17 protein-coding genes and 1 tRNA gene are annotated in these 18,678 nt (G+C 59.6%); 2 read left to right on the plus strand and 16 right to left on the minus strand.

Translation table 11 applies throughout. The features are described from left to right. The 4 genes from A3C3_RS45790 to rpsL form a co-directional block, all read right to left on the minus strand. The coding region (locus tag A3C3_RS45790; RefSeq protein ID WP_018010120.1) for a GTP-binding protein at nt 1-93 on the minus strand (93 nt) is incomplete at its 3' end. Nucleotides 94-161: 68 nt separating this feature from the next. Continuing rightward, nucleotides 162-2,261 carry an elongation factor G gene (fusA, locus tag A3C3_RS0135235; RefSeq protein ID WP_022719191.1) on the minus strand — a complete coding sequence of 700 codons (2,100 nt, stop codon included), beginning with the start codon at nt 2,259-2,261 and terminating at the stop codon, nt 162-164. Nucleotides 2,262-2,290: 29 nt separating this feature from the next. Then, nucleotides 2,291-2,761, minus strand: a complete 471-nt coding sequence (rpsG, locus tag A3C3_RS0135240) for a 30S ribosomal protein S7 (protein WP_022719192.1) — start codon at nt 2,759-2,761, stop codon at nt 2,291-2,293. Between the two features lie 76 nt (nt 2,762-2,837). After that, on the minus strand, nt 2,838-3,209 hold the full coding sequence (gene rpsL, locus A3C3_RS0135245; protein WP_022719193.1) for a 30S ribosomal protein S12: 372 nt from the start codon (nt 3,207-3,209) through the stop codon (nt 2,838-2,840). A gap of 502 nt (nt 3,210-3,711) precedes the next feature. Here rpsL and A3C3_RS0135255 point away from each other — a divergent pair. Next, on the plus strand, nt 3,712-4,005 hold the full coding sequence (locus A3C3_RS0135255) for a hypothetical protein (RefSeq protein ID WP_022719195.1): 294 nt from the start codon (nt 3,712-3,714) through the stop codon (nt 4,003-4,005). A 4-nt stretch (nt 4,006-4,009) separates the two neighbouring features. Continuing rightward, nucleotides 4,010-4,441, plus strand: a complete 432-nt coding sequence (locus A3C3_RS0135260) for an NUDIX hydrolase (RefSeq protein WP_022719196.1) — start codon at nt 4,010-4,012, stop codon at nt 4,439-4,441. A gap of 388 nt (nt 4,442-4,829) precedes the next feature. Here the strand turns inward: A3C3_RS0135260 and rpoC are convergent, their stop codons facing one another. The 12 genes from rpoC to A3C3_RS44595 form a co-directional block, all read right to left on the minus strand. Next, nucleotides 4,830-9,041: a DNA-directed RNA polymerase subunit beta' gene (gene rpoC, locus A3C3_RS0135270; RefSeq protein WP_022719198.1), complete on the minus strand. Its 4,212-nt coding sequence runs from the start codon at nt 9,039-9,041 to the stop codon at nt 4,830-4,832. Nucleotides 9,042-9,230: 189 nt separating this feature from the next. Beyond that, complete coding sequence (rpoB, locus tag A3C3_RS0135275; RefSeq protein ID WP_022719199.1) at nt 9,231-13,373, minus strand: DNA-directed RNA polymerase subunit beta; 4,143 nt, start codon at nt 13,371-13,373, stop codon at nt 9,231-9,233. A 257-nt stretch (nt 13,374-13,630) separates the two neighbouring features. Next, the gene (rplL, locus tag A3C3_RS0135280) at nt 13,631-14,014 is read right to left on the minus strand and encodes a 50S ribosomal protein L7/L12 (protein ID WP_022719200.1); all 384 of its coding nucleotides are present in this window, start codon (nt 14,012-14,014) and stop codon (nt 13,631-13,633) included. Nucleotides 14,015-14,072: 58 nt separating this feature from the next. Beyond that, nucleotides 14,073-14,591, minus strand: a complete 519-nt coding sequence (rplJ, locus tag A3C3_RS0135285; RefSeq protein WP_022719201.1) for a 50S ribosomal protein L10 — start codon at nt 14,589-14,591, stop codon at nt 14,073-14,075. A gap of 326 nt (nt 14,592-14,917) precedes the next feature. Then, entirely contained in the window at nt 14,918-15,610 is a 693-nt protein-coding gene (gene rplA, locus A3C3_RS0135290; protein WP_022719202.1) for a 50S ribosomal protein L1, read from the minus strand. A 4-nt stretch (nt 15,611-15,614) separates the two neighbouring features. Continuing rightward, nucleotides 15,615-16,046 carry a 50S ribosomal protein L11 gene (gene rplK, locus A3C3_RS0135295; protein ID WP_022719203.1) on the minus strand — a complete coding sequence of 144 codons (432 nt, stop codon included), beginning with the start codon at nt 16,044-16,046 and terminating at the stop codon, nt 15,615-15,617. A 175-nt stretch (nt 16,047-16,221) separates the two neighbouring features. Next, nucleotides 16,222-16,752, minus strand: coding sequence for a transcription termination/antitermination protein NusG (nusG, locus tag A3C3_RS0135300; protein ID WP_022719204.1), 531 nt, complete (start codon nt 16,750-16,752; stop codon nt 16,222-16,224). Between the two features lie 17 nt (nt 16,753-16,769). Next, nucleotides 16,770-16,970: a preprotein translocase subunit SecE gene (secE, locus tag A3C3_RS0135305; RefSeq protein WP_022719205.1), complete on the minus strand. Its 201-nt coding sequence runs from the start codon at nt 16,968-16,970 to the stop codon at nt 16,770-16,772. A 187-nt stretch (nt 16,971-17,157) separates the two neighbouring features. After that, nucleotides 17,158-17,233, minus strand: a tRNA-Trp gene (locus tag A3C3_RS0135310). A 143-nt stretch (nt 17,234-17,376) separates the two neighbouring features. Beyond that, on the minus strand, nt 17,377-18,270 hold the full coding sequence (locus A3C3_RS0135315; protein ID WP_022719206.1) for an NAD-dependent epimerase/dehydratase family protein: 894 nt from the start codon (nt 18,268-18,270) through the stop codon (nt 17,377-17,379). 15 nt (nt 18,271-18,285) lie between these two features. After that, on the minus strand, nt 18,286-18,459 hold the full coding sequence (locus A3C3_RS45795) for a hypothetical protein (RefSeq protein ID WP_156890807.1): 174 nt from the start codon (nt 18,457-18,459) through the stop codon (nt 18,286-18,288). Between the two features lie 128 nt (nt 18,460-18,587). Continuing rightward, nucleotides 18,588-18,678, minus strand: a 91-nt coding sequence (locus A3C3_RS44595; RefSeq protein ID WP_022719208.1) for an EF-Tu C-terminal domain-related protein, incomplete at its 5' end; no start/stop codon positions are given.

The following is an 18,678-nucleotide window of genomic DNA, read 5'->3' on the forward strand; positions in this document are numbered from 1 at the left end:
CGCCGCCGTCAGAGACGTCTTGCCGTGGTCAACGTGGCCGATCGTGCCGATGTTAACGTGCGGCTTGTTGCGCTCAAACTTACTCTTTGCCATTTTCGGCTCTCCATTCTGCTAGTCCCCGAAGGGATCTAATTCTTGTTATCGGTCAATTGGTATTCCGGTCACTTCTGACCGGAATACTTTGCCTGGATTTCAGTTGCGACGTTCGACGGGACCGGCGCGTAGTGATCAAAGGTCATCGTGTACTGAGCGCGGCCCTGCGACATGGAGCGCAAGTTGTCGACGTACTTGAACATGTTCGCCAGCGGAACGTTCGCGTTGATGACGACTGCGATGCCGCGGCTCTCCTGGCCCTGGATCTGACCACGGCGCGAGTTCAGGTCGCCGATGACGTCGCCGACATAGTCTTCCGGCGTCACGACTTCGACCTTCATCATCGGCTCGAGCAACTGAGCGCCGGCCTTCTTTGCGGCCTCGCGGAAGCAAGCGCGGGAGGCGATTTCGAACGCCAGGACCGACGAGTCGACATCGTGGAAGGCACCGTCGATCAGCGTCGCCTTGACGCCGAGCATCGGGAAGCCCGCGAGCGGACCGGAGGTCAAAACGCTTTCGATGCCCTTCTGAACGCCCGGGATGTATTCCTTGGGAACAGCACCGCCGACGATCTTGGACTCGAACTTGAAGTCGTCGCCTTCCGGGTTCGGTTCGAAGATGATCTTGACGCGCGCGAACTGGCCGGTACCACCGGACTGCTTCTTGTGCGTGTAGTCTTCTTCGTGCGTCTTCGTGATGGTTTCGCGGTAGGCAACCTGCGGCGCACCGACGGTCGCTTCAACCTTGAACTCGCGACGCATGCGGTCAACGATGATGTCGAGGTGAAGTTCACCCATGCCGGCGATGATCGTCTGGCCCGATTCCTGGTCCGTCTTCACACGGAAGGACGGGTCTTCGGCAGCCAGGCGGTTGAGCGCGAGGCCCATCTTTTCCTGGTCGCCCTTGGTCTTGGGCTCGATGGCGATCTGGATGACCGGCTCGGGGAATTCCATGCGCTCGAGGATAACCGGCTTCAGCGGATCACACAGCGTATCGCCAGTGGTGGTTTCCTTGAGGCCTGCGAGCGCAACGATGTCGCCGGCGAAGGCTTCTTCGATGTCTTCACGCGAGTTGGAGTGCATCTGCAGCATGCGGCCGACGCGCTCGCGCTTGTCCTTGACCGTGTTCATGACCGACGCGCCCTTCTCGAGCTTGCCGGAATAGATGCGGGCGAAGGTGAGCGAACCGACGAAGGGGTCGTTCATAATCTTGAAGGCGAGCATGGAGAGCGGCTCGGCGTCATCTGGGTGACGCTCGATTTCAGCTTCCGTCTTCACGTCGATACCCTTGATCGCCGGAATGTCGAGCGGCGACGGCAGGTAATCGACGACTGCGTCGAGCAGCGGCTGAACGCCCTTGTTCTTGAAGGCAGTGCCGCAGAACATCGGATGGAACTTGACGTCGATGGTGCCGCGGCGAACGAGCGCGCGGATCTGATCGTTGTCCGGCATGTTGCCTTCGAGGTATGCTTCCATTGCGGCTTCGTCGATCTCAACAACCGTCTCGATCAGCTTTTCGCGATATTCTTCAGCCTTGGCCTTCATGTCTTCCGGGATTTCGACGACGTCCCACTGTGCGCCGAGAGATTCGTCGCGCCAGATGAGAGCGTTCATTTCGATCAGGTCGACAACGCCCTTGAACTCGGTTTCAGCGCCGATCGGCAGCTGCATGACGACAGCCGTCGCACCGAGACGGGTCTTGATCATCTCGACGGAGCGGTAGAAGTCCGCACCGGTCTTGTCCATCTTGTTGCAGAAGATCATGCGCGGAACGTGATACTTCTCGGCCTGGCGCCAGACGGTTTCAGTCTGCGGCTCGACACCGGCGTTGGCATCGAGAAGCGCAATGGCACCGTCGAGAACGCGCAGCGAACGCTCGACTTCGATGGTGAAGTCGACGTGGCCGGGGGTGTCAATGATATTGAAGCGGCGCATCTTGCCGTCACGGCCCTTCCAGAAGGTCGTGGTCGCAGCGGAGGTGATCGTGATGCCACGCTCCTGTTCCTGCTCCATCCAGTCCATGGTGGCTGCGCCGTCGTGGACTTCGCCGATCTTGTGCGACTTACCGGTGTAATAAAGAATACGCTCGGTGGTCGTGGTCTTGCCGGCGTCGATGTGCGCCATGATACCGAAATTGCGGTAGTCTTCGATTTTATATTCGCGAGCCATTGTGGACTGCCTTTCGATACCGTTCGGAATTACCAGCGATAGTGCGAGAACGCACGGTTGGCATCGGCCATCTTGTGCGTGTCTTCGCGCTTCTTGACGGCACTGCCGCGGTTGTTGGATGCATCGAGAAGCTCGCCCGAGAGGCGGTCAACCATGGTCGTCTCGTTGCGCTTGCGGGCAGCAGCGATCAGCCAGCGAATGGCGAGAGCCTGGCGGCGCTCCGGACGGACGTCGACCGGGACCTGGTAGGTCGCACCACCAACGCGGCGCGAGCGGACTTCAACGTGCGGGGCGATGTTGTCGAGCGCAGCGTGGAAAACCGCAATCGGCTCCTGCTTGGACTTGCCCTGCACGACGTCGAATGCGCCGTATACGATGTTTTCAGCAACGGACTTCTTGCCGTCGAGCATGATGGCATTCATGAACTTCGTGACAACCAGATCGCCGAACTTCGGGTCCGGGTTGATCTCGCGCTTTTCTGCTCTGTGACGTCGGGACATACTTCTCGTCTCTTCAACTGTTAAGGCGCTTTACCACGCGGAGAACCTCGCGCAGCGCCGGAAAACCAAAACCGAATTACTTCGGACGCTTCGCACCGTACTTCGAACGGCGCTGCTTGCGGTTCTTGACACCCTGGGTATCGAGAACGCCGCGGATGATGTGGTAACGGACACCCGGAAGGTCCTTCACGCGGCCGCCACGGATCATGACGACGGAGTGTTCCTGAAGGTTGTGACCTTCGCCGGGAATGTAACCAATGACTTCGAAGCCGTTGGTGAGGCGGATCTTGGCAACCTTACGCAGAGCCGAGTTCGGCTTCTTCGGCGTCGTGGTGTAGACGCGGGTGCAAACGCCGCGCTTCTGCGGGTTTTCCTGCAGCGCAGGAACCTTGTTACGCTTTACACTTGCCTGGCGAGGCTTGCGGATCAGCTGGTTTACGGTAGGCATTCAACCATCCCTTACGTTTATCTCTCAAACCCTTGCGGGCGTAACTCGCGCCGTCTCCGGCAAGATCACACGGCTGTCGTCAATGCGCAAAATGTGGCCCGATCTGCTTGCGCAGATGGACCACTGAAGGCAGAGGACGCAAAAAAGACATGCGTCATGCGTGCAGGCATCATATCTTCAACGTGCGTTTCGAACCTTGTTTGAGGAGAACTCCAGGACGAGACGCCCCGGACAGCCATGCCTCACATGGGTTCCGATGGCGCGGGTACTACTGGTTTCCCGCTGGTTCGTCAAGGCCGGTTAGGAAATAATCTTCGGCGGATCGCCTTGAAACCCGGGCTCCGTGCGCTCTTTGAAGGCTTTTAGACACCAACGGACACCGCATGCCAAGTTGAACTTGGGCATCGCTGCAAAAACGGATAAGGAATCAGCGATCGCAGGCCGCGCGCCTGTCAAAAACGGATTCGAGTTTCGAATCGCCAGATATCCAAAGGACCGATGAATGATCGAGAAGCCCGACAACGACAATAATTCCGTAGGCCCAATGATCTTCATCATCATCGGCAAGGGCTACGAGTCCGATGGCGCCGAAGGCGTCGACCTGCACGTGATGTTGAAGGCCGCCGATGACGATAGCGCCGTGCGCGAGGCGCTGAACGCCCTTGCCGAAGAGGGCTTCATCGAAGCCGACCTCGACCAGATCGGCATGCTGACCGACGTTCCCGACGAAGAACCGCATGCCTCGGCGTACCAAGGTGCGCTCGAAGGCGAAGTCGCGATCATCCGCTTCAATTGAAGACATGGCGGGGCCGGATGCGCAAAAGGTGCTGATCTACGCCACCTGGCGTGGCCGGCTCCTGGTTTTCGACGAGCCGGATTTTCCGGAGATCGAACTGCAGGTTCCGGGCGGGACGGTCGAACCCGACGAAGACCCTGAGCAAGCGGCAGCCCGCGAACTCGCCGAAGAGACAGGTCTTGCGCTGAGCAACACTCTTCGTCCGCTTGCAATCGATGATTACCGCTTCATCAAGAACGGCGCCGCGATCTGCCACCGGCGCCATTACTATCATGCCGACCTTGGAGGTCCCTACCCCGACACCTGGCTTCATCACGAGATGACACCATTCGACGGCGGCGGGCCGATCCTGCTCCGCTTTTTCTGGATTGATATCGCAGCAGCAAAGGCCAGGCTCGGTTACGGAATGGACAATTGCCTCATCCTGCTTCGCTAACCAATCCGAGCTGGGAAATTACAGTCGCTTCATAGTTCATCGCGCTCTTGGAGACGTGCAGAATATGCAGCTTCCACGAAACACTTATAACGGTCTGTCAGCTCGACAAAACGTCCTGCCGGTTGAACGCAGCCGGCTTCGACGTCGGCCATTTCGCGGGCCAAAGCGGCATCGAGCGATGCAAGGTGTCTTTCCCTTTCACCGAAAAGCCGCATACGGGTCTGAGCCATGTGAACGACTTCCGTAAGCTATATGGAGGCGAGCCCGTAGTCGCTATCAAGAAAAAATGGAGAACTATTTTCGGCCTCCCCCGTAGCCGTCGCAATCAAACAACAAAACCGCCCGGATCGCTCCGGGCGGTTTTTCAGTTCTGAGGCCGGGCTGCCGGCTATTCGGCAGCCGAAGCGTTTTCGCCGGCCATGTCCTGGAGCATCGGGGTTGCGGCATCCGCGCCCGTGCCCTTACGGCGCTCTTCGAGGATCATCTCATCGCGCGACGTCGCGATGCGGCGGATCGCCGTCATGGTGCCGCCGGTACCGGCCGGGATGAGGCGTCCGACGATGACGTTTTCCTTGAGGCCCTGCAGGCCGTCCGTCTTGCCCGCGATCGCAGCTTCCGTCAGCACCTTCGTCGTTTCCTGGAAGGAAGCGGCGGAGATGAAGGACGGGGTCTGCAGCGACGCCTTGGTGATGCCCAGAAGAACCGGCTCGCCATAGGCAGGCTTCTTGCCCTGCTCGATCAGGCCGTCGTTGACGTCCTCGAGCTCGATGCGGTCGACGTTGTCGCCGACGATATAAGTCGAGTCGCCCGCATCGGTGATTTCCACCTTCTGCAGCATCTGACGGACAATCACTTCGATGTGCTTGTCGTTGATGACAACGCCCTGCAAGCGGTAGACTTCCTGGATTTCGTTGACGAGGTAGGAAGCCAGAGCCTCCACGCCCTTGATCGCCAGGATGTCGTGCGGTGCCGGGTTACCGTCGAGGATGTAGTCGCCCTTTTCGATATAGTCGCCTTCCTGAAGGTGGAAGGGCTTGCCCTTCGGGATCAGGTATTCGACAGGCTCGACACCGTCTTCCGCCGGCTCGATGATGACGCGACGCTTGTTCTTGTAGTCGCGGCCGAGGCGGATCGTACCATCGATCTCAGCGATGATGGCATGATCTTTCGGGCGGCGGGCTTCGAAGAGTTCGGCAACGCGCGGCAGACCGCCGGTGATGTCCTTGGTCTTGGCGCTTTCCAGCGGCGAACGTGCAAGCACGTCACCCTGGGAGACCTTCTGGCCAGGCTCGACCGAAAGGATCGCGTCGACCGAAAGCAGGAAGCGGGCATCCCCGCCGCGAGACAGCTTCGCGACATTGCCGCTTGCGTCCTTGATGACGATTGCCGGCTTGAGGTCCGAACCACGTGGGGTCGAACGCCAGTCGATGACCTGACGCTTGGTGATACCCGTGGATTCGTCGGTCGCTTCGAGAACGGAGAGACCGTCGACAACGTCTTCGAACTGAACGGTACCGGCCAGTTCCGTCATTATCGGACGGGTGTACGGATCCCACTCAGCCAGACGCTGGCCGCGCTTCACCTTATCGCCCTCGTCCACATACAGCTTCGAACCGTAGGCAACGCGCTGCGAGGAGCGCTCAACGCCACGCTCGTCCAGGATCTGGACGGTCATGTTGCGGCCCATGGCAACGAGGACGCCTTCGGAGTTCCGCAGAAGATTGCGGTTTTTGATCTGAACCGTTCCTTCATACGAGGCTTCCAGGAACGACTGGTCGACCACGGTCGCCGTACCGCCAAGGTGGAAGGTACGCATGGTGAGCTGCGTGCCTGGCTCGCCGATCGACTGAGCCGCGATGACGCCGACCGCTTCGCCCATGTTGACCGGCGTACCACGAGCAAGGTCGCGGCCGTAGCAGACCGAGCAGACGCCTGTCTGGATTTCGCAGGTCAGTGCCGAACGGATGCGGATCGACTGGATACCAGCCTTTTCGATCTCAACGACGTCTGGCTCGAGGATCATCTTGCCGGCATCGACGATGCGCTCGCCGGTGACCGGGTGATCGATGTTGTCGAGTGCCGTACGGCCGAGGATACGTGCGCCGAGCGAGGCAACGACCTGACCGGCATCGACGATGGCGGTCATGGTGAGGCCCTTGTCGGTGCCGCAATCCACGGAGTTGACAATGCAATCCTGCGCGACGTCGACGAGACGGCGGGTCAGGTAGCCCGAGTTTGCCGTCTTCAAGGCGGTGTCTGCCAGACCCTTGCGGGCGCCGTGCGTCGAGTTGAAGTACTCGTTGACGGTCAGGCCTTCCTTGAAGTTCGAGATGATCGGCGTCTCGATGATTTCGCCCGAGGGCTTGGCCATCAGGCCGCGCATGCCGCCCAGCTGGCGCATCTGGTTCGGCGAACCGCGGGCGCCCGAGTGGCTCATCATGTAGATCGAGTTCATAGGCTTCTGGCGGCCGGTCTTTTCGTCGAACTCGACAGCCTTGATGCGGGCCATCATCTCTTCGGCGACCTTCTCGGTGGCCTTGCCCCAGGCATCGACGACCTTGTTGTACTTTTCGCCCTGCGTGATGAGGCCGTCGTTATACTGCTGCTCGTATTCCTTCACGAGTGCTTCGGTATCGCCGACGATCTTCACCTTGGTATCCGGGATCACCATGTCGTCCTTGCCGAACGAGATGCCGGCGCGGCAGGCATGCGAGAAGCCGAGCTGCATGATGCGGTCGCAGAAAATGACCGTGTCCTTCTGGCCGCAATGACGGTAGACCGTGTCGATCATCTTGGAGATGTTCTTCTTGGTCATTTCCTGGTTGCAGATGTCGAACGGCACCTTGCCGTTCTTCGGCAGCAATTCGCCGATGAGCAGGCGGCCCGGGGTCGTTTCATAGATCTTGGAATACGGCTTGCCGTCCTCGCTGATCGACTTGAAGCGGCCGCGGATCTTGGTGTGCAGCGTGACGACCTTGCTTTCGAGAGCATGATGCAGTTCGCCGAGGTCGGAGAAGGCCATGCCTTCGCCCGGCTCGTTCTGGTTCATGATCGAGAGATAGTAGAGGCCGAGAACCATGTCCTGCGACGGAACGATGATCGGTGCGCCGTTTGCCGGGTGCAAGATGTTGTTCGTCGACATCATCAGAACGCGGGCTTCGAGCTGGGCTTCGAGAGACAGCGGCACGTGGACGGCCATCTGGTCACCGTCGAAGTCGGCGTTAAAGGCCGTGCAAACGAGCGGATGCAGCTGGATCGCCTTGCCTTCGACCAGGGTGGGTTCGAAGGCCTGGATCCCCAGGCGGTGCAGCGTCGGCGCGCGGTTCAAGAGAACCGGATGCTCGCGGATGACCTCGTCGAGGATATCCCAGACTTCCGGCTTTTCCTTCTCGACCAGCTTCTTCGCCTGCTTGACGGTCGAGGAATAACCCTTGGCGTCGAGGCGGGCGTAGATGAACGGCTTGAAGAGTTCGAGCGCCATCTTCTTCGGCAGGCCGCACTGGTGCAGCTTCAGCTCCGGACCGGTCACGATGACCGAGCGGCCGGAATAGTCGACGCGCTTGCCGAGCAGGTTCTGGCGGAAGCGGCCCTGCTTGCCCTTGAGCATGTCGGAGAGCGACTTCAACGGACGCTTGTTGGCACCCGTGATGACGCGGCCGCGACGGCCGTTGTCGAACAGCGCATCGACGGATTCCTGCAGCATGCGCTTTTCGTTGCGGATAATGATACCCGGTGCACGAAGCTCGATCAGGCGCTTCAGACGATTGTTACGGTTGATGACGCGGCGATAGAGATCGTTGAGGTCCGACGTCGCAAAGCGGCCGCCATCGAGCGGAACCAGCGGACGCAGATCCGGCGGGATCACCGGAACGACCTTCATGATCATCCATTCCGGACGGTTGCCGGATTCCATGAAGTTCTCGACGATCTTCAGCCGCTTCATCAGCTTCTTCTGCTTGAGATCCGACGTGGTGTCGGCAAGCTCGGAACGCAGATCACCGGCGATCTTCTCGAGGTTCATCGATGCCAGCATCTCATAGATGGCTTCAGCGCCGATCATTGCCGTGAACTGGTCTTCGCCATATTCGTCGACGGCGAGCATGTACTCTTCTTCCGAGAGGAGCTGATGCTCCTTAAGGGCCGTGAGGCCCGGCTCGGTGACGATGTAGTTTTCGAAGTACAGGACGCGCTCGACATCCTTCAGCGTCATATCGAGCAGCGTAGAAATGCGGCTCGGCAGCGACTTCAGGAACCAGATGTGGGCAACCGGTGCTGCAAGCTCGATATGGCCCATGCGCTCGCGGCGAACGCGCGACAGCGTGACTTCGACGCCGCACTTTTCGCAGATGATGCCCTTGTACTTCATGCGCTTGTACTTGCCGCAAAGGCACTCGTAGTCCTTGATCGGCCCGAAGATGCGCGCGCAGAAGAGACCATCGCGTTCCGGCTTGAACGTGCGGTAGTTGATGGTTTCCGGCTTCTTGATCTCACCGTAGGACCAGGAAAGGATCTTCTCCGGAGAGGCAATCGAAATCCGGATGGAGTCGAAATTCTGTGCAGGCACCTGCGGATTGAAAAGATTCATGACCTCTTGGTTCATGCCTGTCTCCTTCATGGGCGAAAGCGCCCTTAGCTTGCGATGGTCGGCGGCAAATCCCGGGAGCCGCGCCAACGCTCAAAACGACAATAACCGCACAATGCGGCGGAAACGTCCCTGCCCGGCCGACACACTAAGGGGCCAGGGCGGGAACGGTGTGCGCCCTCTTGAGGCGCACACCCTATCAAGTGGTTACTCGGCTGCGTCCGGCAACTGGCCCGCCTGCTGCAGATCCTCGACCTTCGAGTTCTCCAGCTCGACGGAGAGGCCGAGCGAGCGCATTTCCTTGACGAGAACGTTGAAGCTTTCGGGAATACCCGCTTCGAACGTATCGTCGCCCCGGACGATGGCTTCGTAGACCTTGGTGCGACCGGCAACGTCGTCCGACTTCACCGTCAGCATTTCCTGCAGCGTGTAGGCTGCGCCGTATGCTTCCAGAGCCCAGACCTCCATTTCGCCGAAGCGCTGGCCGCCGAACTGGGCCTTGCCGCCCAGCGGCTGCTGGGTCACGAGCGAGTAAGGACCGATCGAACGGGCGTGGATCTTGTCGTCGACCAGGTGGTTGAGCTTCAGCATGTAGATGTAGCCAACGGTCACCTGCCGGTCGAACTGCTCGCCGGTACGGCCGTCATACAGCGTCGACTGACCGGAGTCCTTGAGACCGGCCAGACGCAGCATCTCGTTGACATCGCCTTCATGGGCGCCGTCGAAGACCGGCGTTGCGATCGAAACGCCGCGCTTCCACTGGTCCGCAAGACGCAGAACCGAGTCATCGTCGAAGTCCTTGACCTGCTCGGCCTTCGGACCGTCGCCGACAACGTCGCCGATCGTCTTGCGCAGCGGCTCGATATTGCCGTTCGCCTTGTAGGCTTCGATCAGGTCACCGATCTGCTTGCCCATGCCGGCGCAAGCCCAGCCGAGGTGCGTCTCGAGGATCTGGCCGACGTTCATGCGCGAGGGCACGCCGAGCGGGTTCAGAACGACGTCGACATGCGTGCCGTCTTCGAGGAACGGCATGTCTTCGACCGGAACGATGCGCGACACAACACCCTTGTTGCCGTGACGGCCGGCCATCTTGTCGCCCGGCTGGATCTTGCGCTTCACTGCGACGAAGACCTTGACCATCTTCATGACGCCTGGAGGCATTTCGTCGCCGCGCTGGACCTTCTCGACCTTGTCCATGAAGCGCTGCTCAAGGCGCGACTTGGATTCGTCGTACTGACCGCGGAGTGCTTCGAGTTCGCTCTGGACCTTCTCGTCCTCGACTGCGAACATCCACCACTGCGAGCGGGGATATTCGGAGACCACGGCGTTCGAAAGCTCGGTGCCCTTCTTGAAGCCCTTCGGGCCGGCGATGGACATCTGGCCGCGCAGCATCTCGATCAGACGGCCGTAGACGTTACGGTCGAGAATCGCCTGCTCGTCGTCGCGGTCCTTGGCAAGACGCTCGATCTCTTCGCGCTCGATTGCCATCGCGCGCTCGTCCTTTTCAACGCCGTGGCGGTTGAAGACGCGCACTTCGACGATCGTGCCGTAGGTGCCGGGCGGCATGCGCATCGACGTATCGCGCACGTCGGACGCCTTTTCACCGAAGATGGCGCGAAGGAGCTTTTCTTCCGGCGTCATCGGGCTTTCGCCCTTCGGCGTGATCTTGCCGACAAGGATATCACCCGGCTGAACTTCGGCGCCGATGTAGACGATGCCTGCTTCGTCGAGGTTCTTCAGCGCTTCTTCCGAAACATTCGGAATATCGCGCGTGATTTCTTCCGGACCAAGCTTCGTGTCGCGCGCCATCACTTCGAATTCTTCGATGTGGATGGAGGTGAACACGTCGTCGGCAACGATGCGCTCGGAGAGCAGGATCGAGTCTTCGTAGTTGTAGCCGTTCCACGGCATGAACGCGACGAGCGCGTTGCGGCCGAGGGCCAGATCGCCGAGGTCGGTCGACGGGCCGTCCGCGAGAATGTCGCCGCGGTTGACAACGTCACCGACGGTGACCAGCGGACGCTGGTTGACGCAGGTGTTCTGGTTCGAACGCTGGAACTTCTGCAGGCGGTAGATATCGACACCGGACTTGCCGGCTTCGAGGTCTTCCGTTGCGCGGATGACGATACGCGTCGCGTCGACCTGGTCGACGACCCCACCGCGGCGGGCGCCGATAGCTGCACCGGAGTCGCGAGCGACGACCGGCTCCATGCCGGTGCCGACGAACGGAGCTTCGGCACGCAGCAACGGAACAGCCTGACGCTGCATGTTCGAGCCCATGAGGGCGCGGTTCGCGTCGTCGTTTTCCAGGAACGGGATAAGAGCGGCTGCAACCGAGACGACCTGCTTCGGCGAGACGTCCATGAGGTTCATGCTGTCGCGCGGGGCGAGCATGACTTCGCCGGCGTGACGGCAGACGACGAATTCGTCAACGAAGGAACCGTCCTTGTCGAGCTCGGCGTTGGCCTGTGCGACGTAGTACTTTGCCTCTTCCATGGCAGACAGGTAAAGAACATCGTTCGTCACCTTGCCGTCGACGATGCGGCGGTACGGGCTTTCGATGAAGCCGTACTTGTTGACGCGCGCAAAGGTCGCCAGCGAGTTGATGAGACCGATGTTCGGGCCTTCCGGCGTTTCGATCGGGCAAATACGGCCGTAGTGGGTCGGATGAACGTCGCGGACTTCAAAGCCGGCGCGCTCGCGGGTCAGCCCGCCCGGGCCAAGTGCCGAAAGACGGCGCTTGTGGGTGATCTCCGACAGCGGGTTGACCTGGTCCATGAACTGCGAGAGCTGCGAGGAGCCGAAGAATTCGCGAACGGCGGCAGCTGCCGGCTTCGCGTTGATCAGATCCTGCGGCATGACCGTGTCGATCTCGATCGAGGACATGCGCTCCTTGATCGCGCGCTCCATGCGCAGCAGGCCGAGACGGTACTGGTTTTCCATCAGCTCGCCGACCGAGCGGACGCGGCGGTTGCCAAGGTTGTCGATGTCGTCGATCTCGCCCTTGCCGTCGCGTAGCTCGACGAGCATCTTGACCACGGCCAGGATGTCGTCCTTGCGCAGGACGCGGACGGAGTCTTCGACGTCGAGGTCGAGACGCATGTTCATCTTCACGCGGCCGACGGCGGAAAGGTCGTAACGCTCCGCATCGAAGAACAGCGAGTTGAACATGGCTTCGGCCGATTCCATGGTCGGCGGTTCACCCGGACGCATGACCCGGTAGATGTCGAACAGCGCGTCCTGGCGGTTCTCGTTCTTATCGGCGTTGAGCGTGTTGCGGATGTAGGCACCGACATTGATGTGGTCGATGCCGAGAACCGGGATTTCGTCGAAACCGTTGGCGAGGATGACCGGCAGTGTCTTCTCGTCGATTTCGTCGCCGGCTTCGAGATAGATCTCGCCCGTCGAGTAGTTGACGATGTCTTCTGCGAGGTAGTTGCCGTAGAGATCGTCGTCCGTCGCCTTCAGAGCCTTGAGACCCTTGTCGGAAAGCTGGCGGAGCAGACGCGGGGTCAGCTTCTTGCCCGCTTCGACCACGACTTCGCCGGTGTCGGCGTCGACCATCTCGGTGATCGCCTTGGCGCCCTTCAGCGCCTCGGGCTGGAAGGGAATACGCCAGCCTTCGCCGTCGCGCTTGTAGAGCGACTTCGTGTAGAAAGTGTCGAGGATTTCCTCGCCATCCATGCCGAGGGCCATCAGCAGCGACGACACCGGAATCTTGCGGCGGCGGTCGATACGGGCATAGACGATGTCCTTGGCGTCGAACTCGATGTCGAGCCAGGAGCCGCGATATGGGATCACGCGGGCGGCGAAGAGCAGCTTGCCGGAAGAATGGCTCTTGCCCTTGTCGTGGTCGAAGAAGACGCCCGGCGAACGGTGCATCTGGGACACGATTACGCGCTCGGTGCCGTTCACAATGAACGTGCCGTTGTTCGTCATGAGCGGCATGTCGCCCATGTAGACGGACTGTTCCTTGATGTCCTTGATCGACTTCGCGCCGGTATCCTCGTCGATATCGAACACGATGAGGCGCAGGGTAACTTTCAGCGGCGCGGCGTAGGTCAGGTCGCGCTGGCGGCATTCGTCGACGTCGAACTTCGGCGGTTCGAACTCATAGGACACGAATTCCAGCATCGAAGCGCCGGAGAAGTCCGTGATCGGGAAAACTGACTTGAAGACGGCCTGAAGGCCTTCGTCAGGGCGGCCGCCCTTGGGCTCTTCAACCATCAGGAATTGGTCGTAGGACGCCTTCTGAACCTCGATGAGGTTCGGCATTTCTGCGACTTCGGGGATTTTACCAAAAAACTTGCGTACGCGCCTACGACCGTTGAACGAAAGGGTCTGAGCCATCGTCGCTCCTTCAAAATTGCATCCGGGCCTGCAACGGACGGGAACCGCTGGCCAGGCGATCCCGTCGATCAATGGATAATTCAATCTCGTCCCACTTCCCGAAGCCACATGGCCGGATTGCCCTGCGCTTCGGTTCGAGACCATGCTCTTGAAGAACCCATTACCCAAAAGCCGTTTTCACGCGGCTTTTGGGTAATTCGTTCACAAAAAAGGCAAATGGGAGACGGTGAAGACCGCCTCCCAGATGCAGTTCAAGATTACTTGACGTCGGCCTTGGCGCCAGCGTCTTCAAGCTTCTTCTTGATGTCAGCGGCTTCAGCCTTGGAAACGGCTTCCTTGACAGCCTTCGGAGCGGCTTCAACGAGGTCCTTGGCTTCCTTGAGGCCGAGGCCGGTGATGGCGCGGACTTCCTTGATGACGTTGATCTTGTTGGCGCCGGCATCCGTGAGGATGACGTCGAACTCGGTCTTTTCTTCTTCAGCAGCGGCAGCAGCGCCACCAGCACCACCAGCAGCGGCAGCAACAGCTACCGGAGCAGCAGCGGAAACGCCCCACTTTTCTTCGAGAAGCTTGGACAGTTCTGCAGCTTCCAGAACGGTCAGCGAGGAGAGGTCGTCTACGATCTTTGCGAGATCAGCCATTTTATCAGTTCCTTTTGTTCGGTTCGAACCGGTTTTCTATAAACAGCGAAAAACCGCCTTAAGCGGCTTCGTCCTTCTTGGCGTAAGCCGAAAACACGCGGGCAAGCTGGCTTGCCGGTGCTGCAACAACGCCTGCGATGCGGGTAGCCGGTGTCTGGATCATGCCCAGCAGCTTCGCGCGCAGTTCGTCCAACGACGGCAGGGTCGCAAGCGACTTGACTGCATCGGCGTTGAGCGTGGTTGTTCCCATGGCGCCGCCGAGCACAACGATCTTGTCGTTGCCCTTGGCGAAATCCACGACGACTTTCGGAGCGGTGATCGGATCGGCGCTGTATGCAATCAGCGTCTGACCGGTGAAGAGATTGGAAATCCCTTCCGCTTCCGTACCCTGAAGGGCGATCTTGGCCAGGCGGTTCTTCGCGACTCTGACGGTGCCGCCAGCAGCGCGCATCTTCGAACGGAAGTCGTTCATCTGCGCAACTGTAGCACCAGCATAGTGGGCCACGACAACCGAGCCCGAAGCCTTGAAGACTTCGTTCAGTTCCGTGACGAATTCGCGTTTTTCCGCTCTTTCCACTGCCTATCTCCAGTTGGCGGGACCGTGAAACGGACCCACCGGGTTGCCTTTGCCTCCCGGGATCAGAAGCGATCCCAAGCGGCGCTTGAGGATCCTGTCCCCTCGCGCTTCGCGCCAAAAGGCCGAAGGCACAAGGCATCCAAGGCTCGAACCAAATCCATGAAGCTGAGCTTCATCGAAATTCGGGTCTTACCCGTCTCATGCAGGCCAAAGTGATTAAGGGAAAACCACCTGCAATCTCGGACAGGATTCCGGATTTCTCCGGAATATTCCGGCCCCTTTCGAGGCCGGAATTCTTGCCACCGGGCAAAGCCCGATGAAATTCGTTAAGCGGCCGTGACCGACGACGGGTCGATCTTGACGCCCGGGCCCATGGTCGAAGAGATCGCTACGCGCTTGACGTAGTTGCCCTTTGCGCCAGCCGGCTTCGCCTTGATGACAGCATCAGCGAAGGCACGGATGTTTTCTTCCAGCGCCTTTGCATCGAAGGATGCCTTGCCGATGCCGGCGTGAACGATACCAGCCTTCTCGACGCGGAACTCGACGGCGCCGCCCTTGGAGGCCTTGATCGCCCCGGCAACGTCCATGGTGACCGTTCCGACCTTCGGGTTCGGCATCATGCCGCGCGGGCCGAGTACCTTACCGAGACGGCCGACGAGCGGCATCATGTCCGGGGTCGCGATGACACGATCGAAATCGATCTTGCCGCCCTGGACGATTTCGACCAGCTCTTCTGCGCCGACGATGTCAGCACCGGCTGCCTTGGCTTCGTCAGCCTTGGCGCCGCGCGCGAAAACGGCGACGCGAACGTCACGGCCCGTACCGTTCGGCAGGTTGACCACGCCGCGGACCATCTGGTCTGCATGACGTGGATCGACGCCGAGGTTCATGGCGACTTCGATGGTTTCATCGAACTTGGCGACAGCCCGGTCCTTGACCATGCCGATAGCAAGGTTCAGAGCGTAGAGCTTCGTGGGATCAACACCTTCGTTGATCTTCTTGGTGCGCTTGCCAGCCATGGTCTTAACCTACCACTTCCAGGCCCATGGCGCGGGCAGAGCCCTCGATCATCGCCATTGCACCTTCGATATCTGCTGCGTTCAGGTCCTTCATCTTCGCTTCGGCAATCGCCTTGACCTGAGCCTTGGTCAGCTTGCCAGCGACAGAGCCCTTGCCGGGCGTCTTCGAACCGGACTGGATCTTCGCTTCCTTCTTGAGGAAGTAGCTGACGGGCGGCTGCTTCATCACGAAGGTAAAGGACTTGTCCTGGTAATAGGTGATGACAACCGGGATCGGCATACCCTTTTCCATTTCCTGCGTGGCGGCATTGAACGCCTTGCAGAATTCCATGATATTGATGCCACGCTGACCAAGCGCCGGGCCGATCGGCGGGGACGGGTTTGCCGATCCTGCCTTGACCTGAAGCTTGAGCTGGCCTGCAACTTTCTTAGCCATAACTCTCTGCCTTTCATTGATGACCGGTTGCCCGGCCAGTGATGCCGGATTTCTCCGGCGGCTGCGGTTGCGTGGTGCGGATTTTAAGGCCCGGCTAAAACCCCTCACCTTCCACGCGGTTGGCGGCTACCGCCGCGCAGAAGCCGGTCAGTACTGACCGACTCCATCTCAAAAATCAGACCTTTTCGACCTGACCGTATTCCAGCTCGACCGGCGTTGCACGGCCGAAGATCGACACTTCCACCTTCAGGCGCGAACGCTCTTCGTCTACATCCTGAACCGTGCCGTTGAACGACGCGAACGGGCCATCGGAAACGCGGACCTGCTCGCCGACCTCGAAGGTAACCGAAGCCTTCGGCCGCTCGACACCTTCCTGGACCTGGCCGAGAATGCGCTCGGCTTCGGAGTCCGGAATCGGAACGGGCTTGTTGTCGGAGCCGAGGAAACCGGTGACCTTCGGCGTGTTCTTGATGAGGTGGTAGGCCTCGTCCGTCAGGTTCGCTCGAACCATGACATAGCCCGGAAAGAACTTGCGCTCGCTGTCGACCTTGCGGCCGCGGCGCACTTCAACCACCTTCTCGGTCGGCACGAGGATCTTTTCGAAGAGATGCTCGAGCCCCTTCTGCCTGGCCTTCTCCTCGATGGATTCAGCCACCTTCTTCTCAAAATTCGAATACGCGTGGACGATATACCAACGTGCCGCCATCTTATATCTCCACCCGATCACTTGCCGGTGTTGAGCACGTAGCTCAAAGCCCAGCCAATCAGCTGGTCAGCAGCAAAGAAAAACAGCGCGGCAAAGACGACCATCACCAGAACCATGATCGTCGAGATCATGGTCTCGCGGCGAGACGGCCAGGTAACCTTGGACGTTTCGGTGCGAACCTGCTGCAGGAACGCAAACGGATTGGATTTGGATGCCATCGACTGCCCACGCAATTACGGCACGTAAAGCTGAACATATCAGCCCCACGCACCGCGTGTCTGTTGAACCCTACATAAACACCGATTCCCAATTGCACAAGAGGAAAACCGACGTCTCGCGAAATTTGCCATAATGCCCTCCCCGACGGACCGCTGCGAGAACGTCCGCGCTTCCCTTCGAAGAAGATGGCAGGGGCAGAGGGGCTCGAACCCCCGACCTGCGGTTTTGGAGACCGCCGCTCTACCAGCTGAGCTATACCCCTTTACGCTTTACATTCAGCCCTTTGACCATGAGAGTCGAAGCGCTTCCTGCAAGCATGGCGCTCCCTTTAAGACGGTGGCACGGGATATGCAAGTGCGATTTTCGATTTTTCCCAGTCCACCATCACCCCGGCATGGCCTGCGCTCAGAGCTTCACATACTTGCGCCAGTCGTGCTCTTCCTTGAAGCCGAGGACTTCGCGGATCTTGCGGTTGGAAAGCAGGCCCTCATGTTCCCCGATCTCGCGGGTGAAGGGCACGTTCGGGAAAAAGCGTTTGGCAAGTTCTTTCGACGGGATATTGGCGGTCACGGTGTCGTTCACCGCATTGAAGACCTGAAAGCCCAATCCGCTCTTTTCGATACACAGATGGACGACCTGCGCGAGGTCGCGGGCGTCGACATAGTTCCACGCGTTGCGCCGGCGCGTCTCCGGATTGGCAATGAAGCCGGGAAACCTGTCGTATTCATGCGGCTCGATGACATTTCCGATGCGCAAGGCATAGATATCTGCACCGGACCGCTCGGCGAAAGCGCGCGCCGTCTTTTCGTTCAGCACCTTCGACAGACCGTAGCTGTCCATTGGATCGACGTCGTAATCCTCCTCCAGCGGAAACTGATGGAAATCCTTCTTTCCCTCCGCGAAGCAGACGCCATAGGTGGTCTCGCTGGAGGCAAGGATGATCTTCCTGACGCCGAGCTTCACCGCCGCCTCGAGGACATTGTAAGTGCCCATCGTGTTGATGCGGAACGTCTCGTTGTCCGTCTTGATCAGAATGCGGGGTATCGCAGCGAAATGCACGACAGCGTCGAAGCCTTGGACGCCGTTGCCGGTCTCCAGATCGGGAAGATCGCGGTGCATGGACAGCGCGTTGAAGACCTGGCCGCTATCGGTGATGTCGGCAATCAGGTTGGTGACGCCGGGGCTGTCGAGCGGCACCAGATCGACATTGTGAACCTCATAGCCGGCATTCACCAGCCACGGCACGACATGACGTCCGGCCTTGCCCGAACCGCCGGTAAAAAGAATGCGCTTCTTCATGAAATCTCCTCCGCATCATGAAATAGAAGGAATAGATAAAGGCTCCGCAACAGGGCGCAAGGTGAAGGCGTGGGATTCAGACGCCACGGTCAGATTTCGCCTAAGCTGCTCCACTTCCGGGATTCCGGCCAGCACCTCTTCCAGCGGGCGAGCCTGGATCTTGATGTCGTGGGCCACCTGTATATTCATCCGGAATTCCGGCGAGGTCTTGAAGAACTTGCCGAACCGAAGAGCCGTATCGCGAACGTCAACAATAATGCAACGCAAAAGCCCCGCCGTTTCCAGCGGGGCTTCTTCAATCCAAGCTGATGCGAAGATTACTCTACGATCGATGCGACGATACCGGCGCCGACGGTGCGGCCGCCTTCGCGGATGGCGAAGCGCAGCTTTTCTTCCATGGCGATCGGC

It is taken from the genome of Rhizobium mongolense USDA 1844 (genome assembly GCF_000419765.1).
Taxonomy (GTDB): Bacteria; Pseudomonadota; Alphaproteobacteria; order Rhizobiales; family Rhizobiaceae; genus Rhizobium; species Rhizobium mongolense.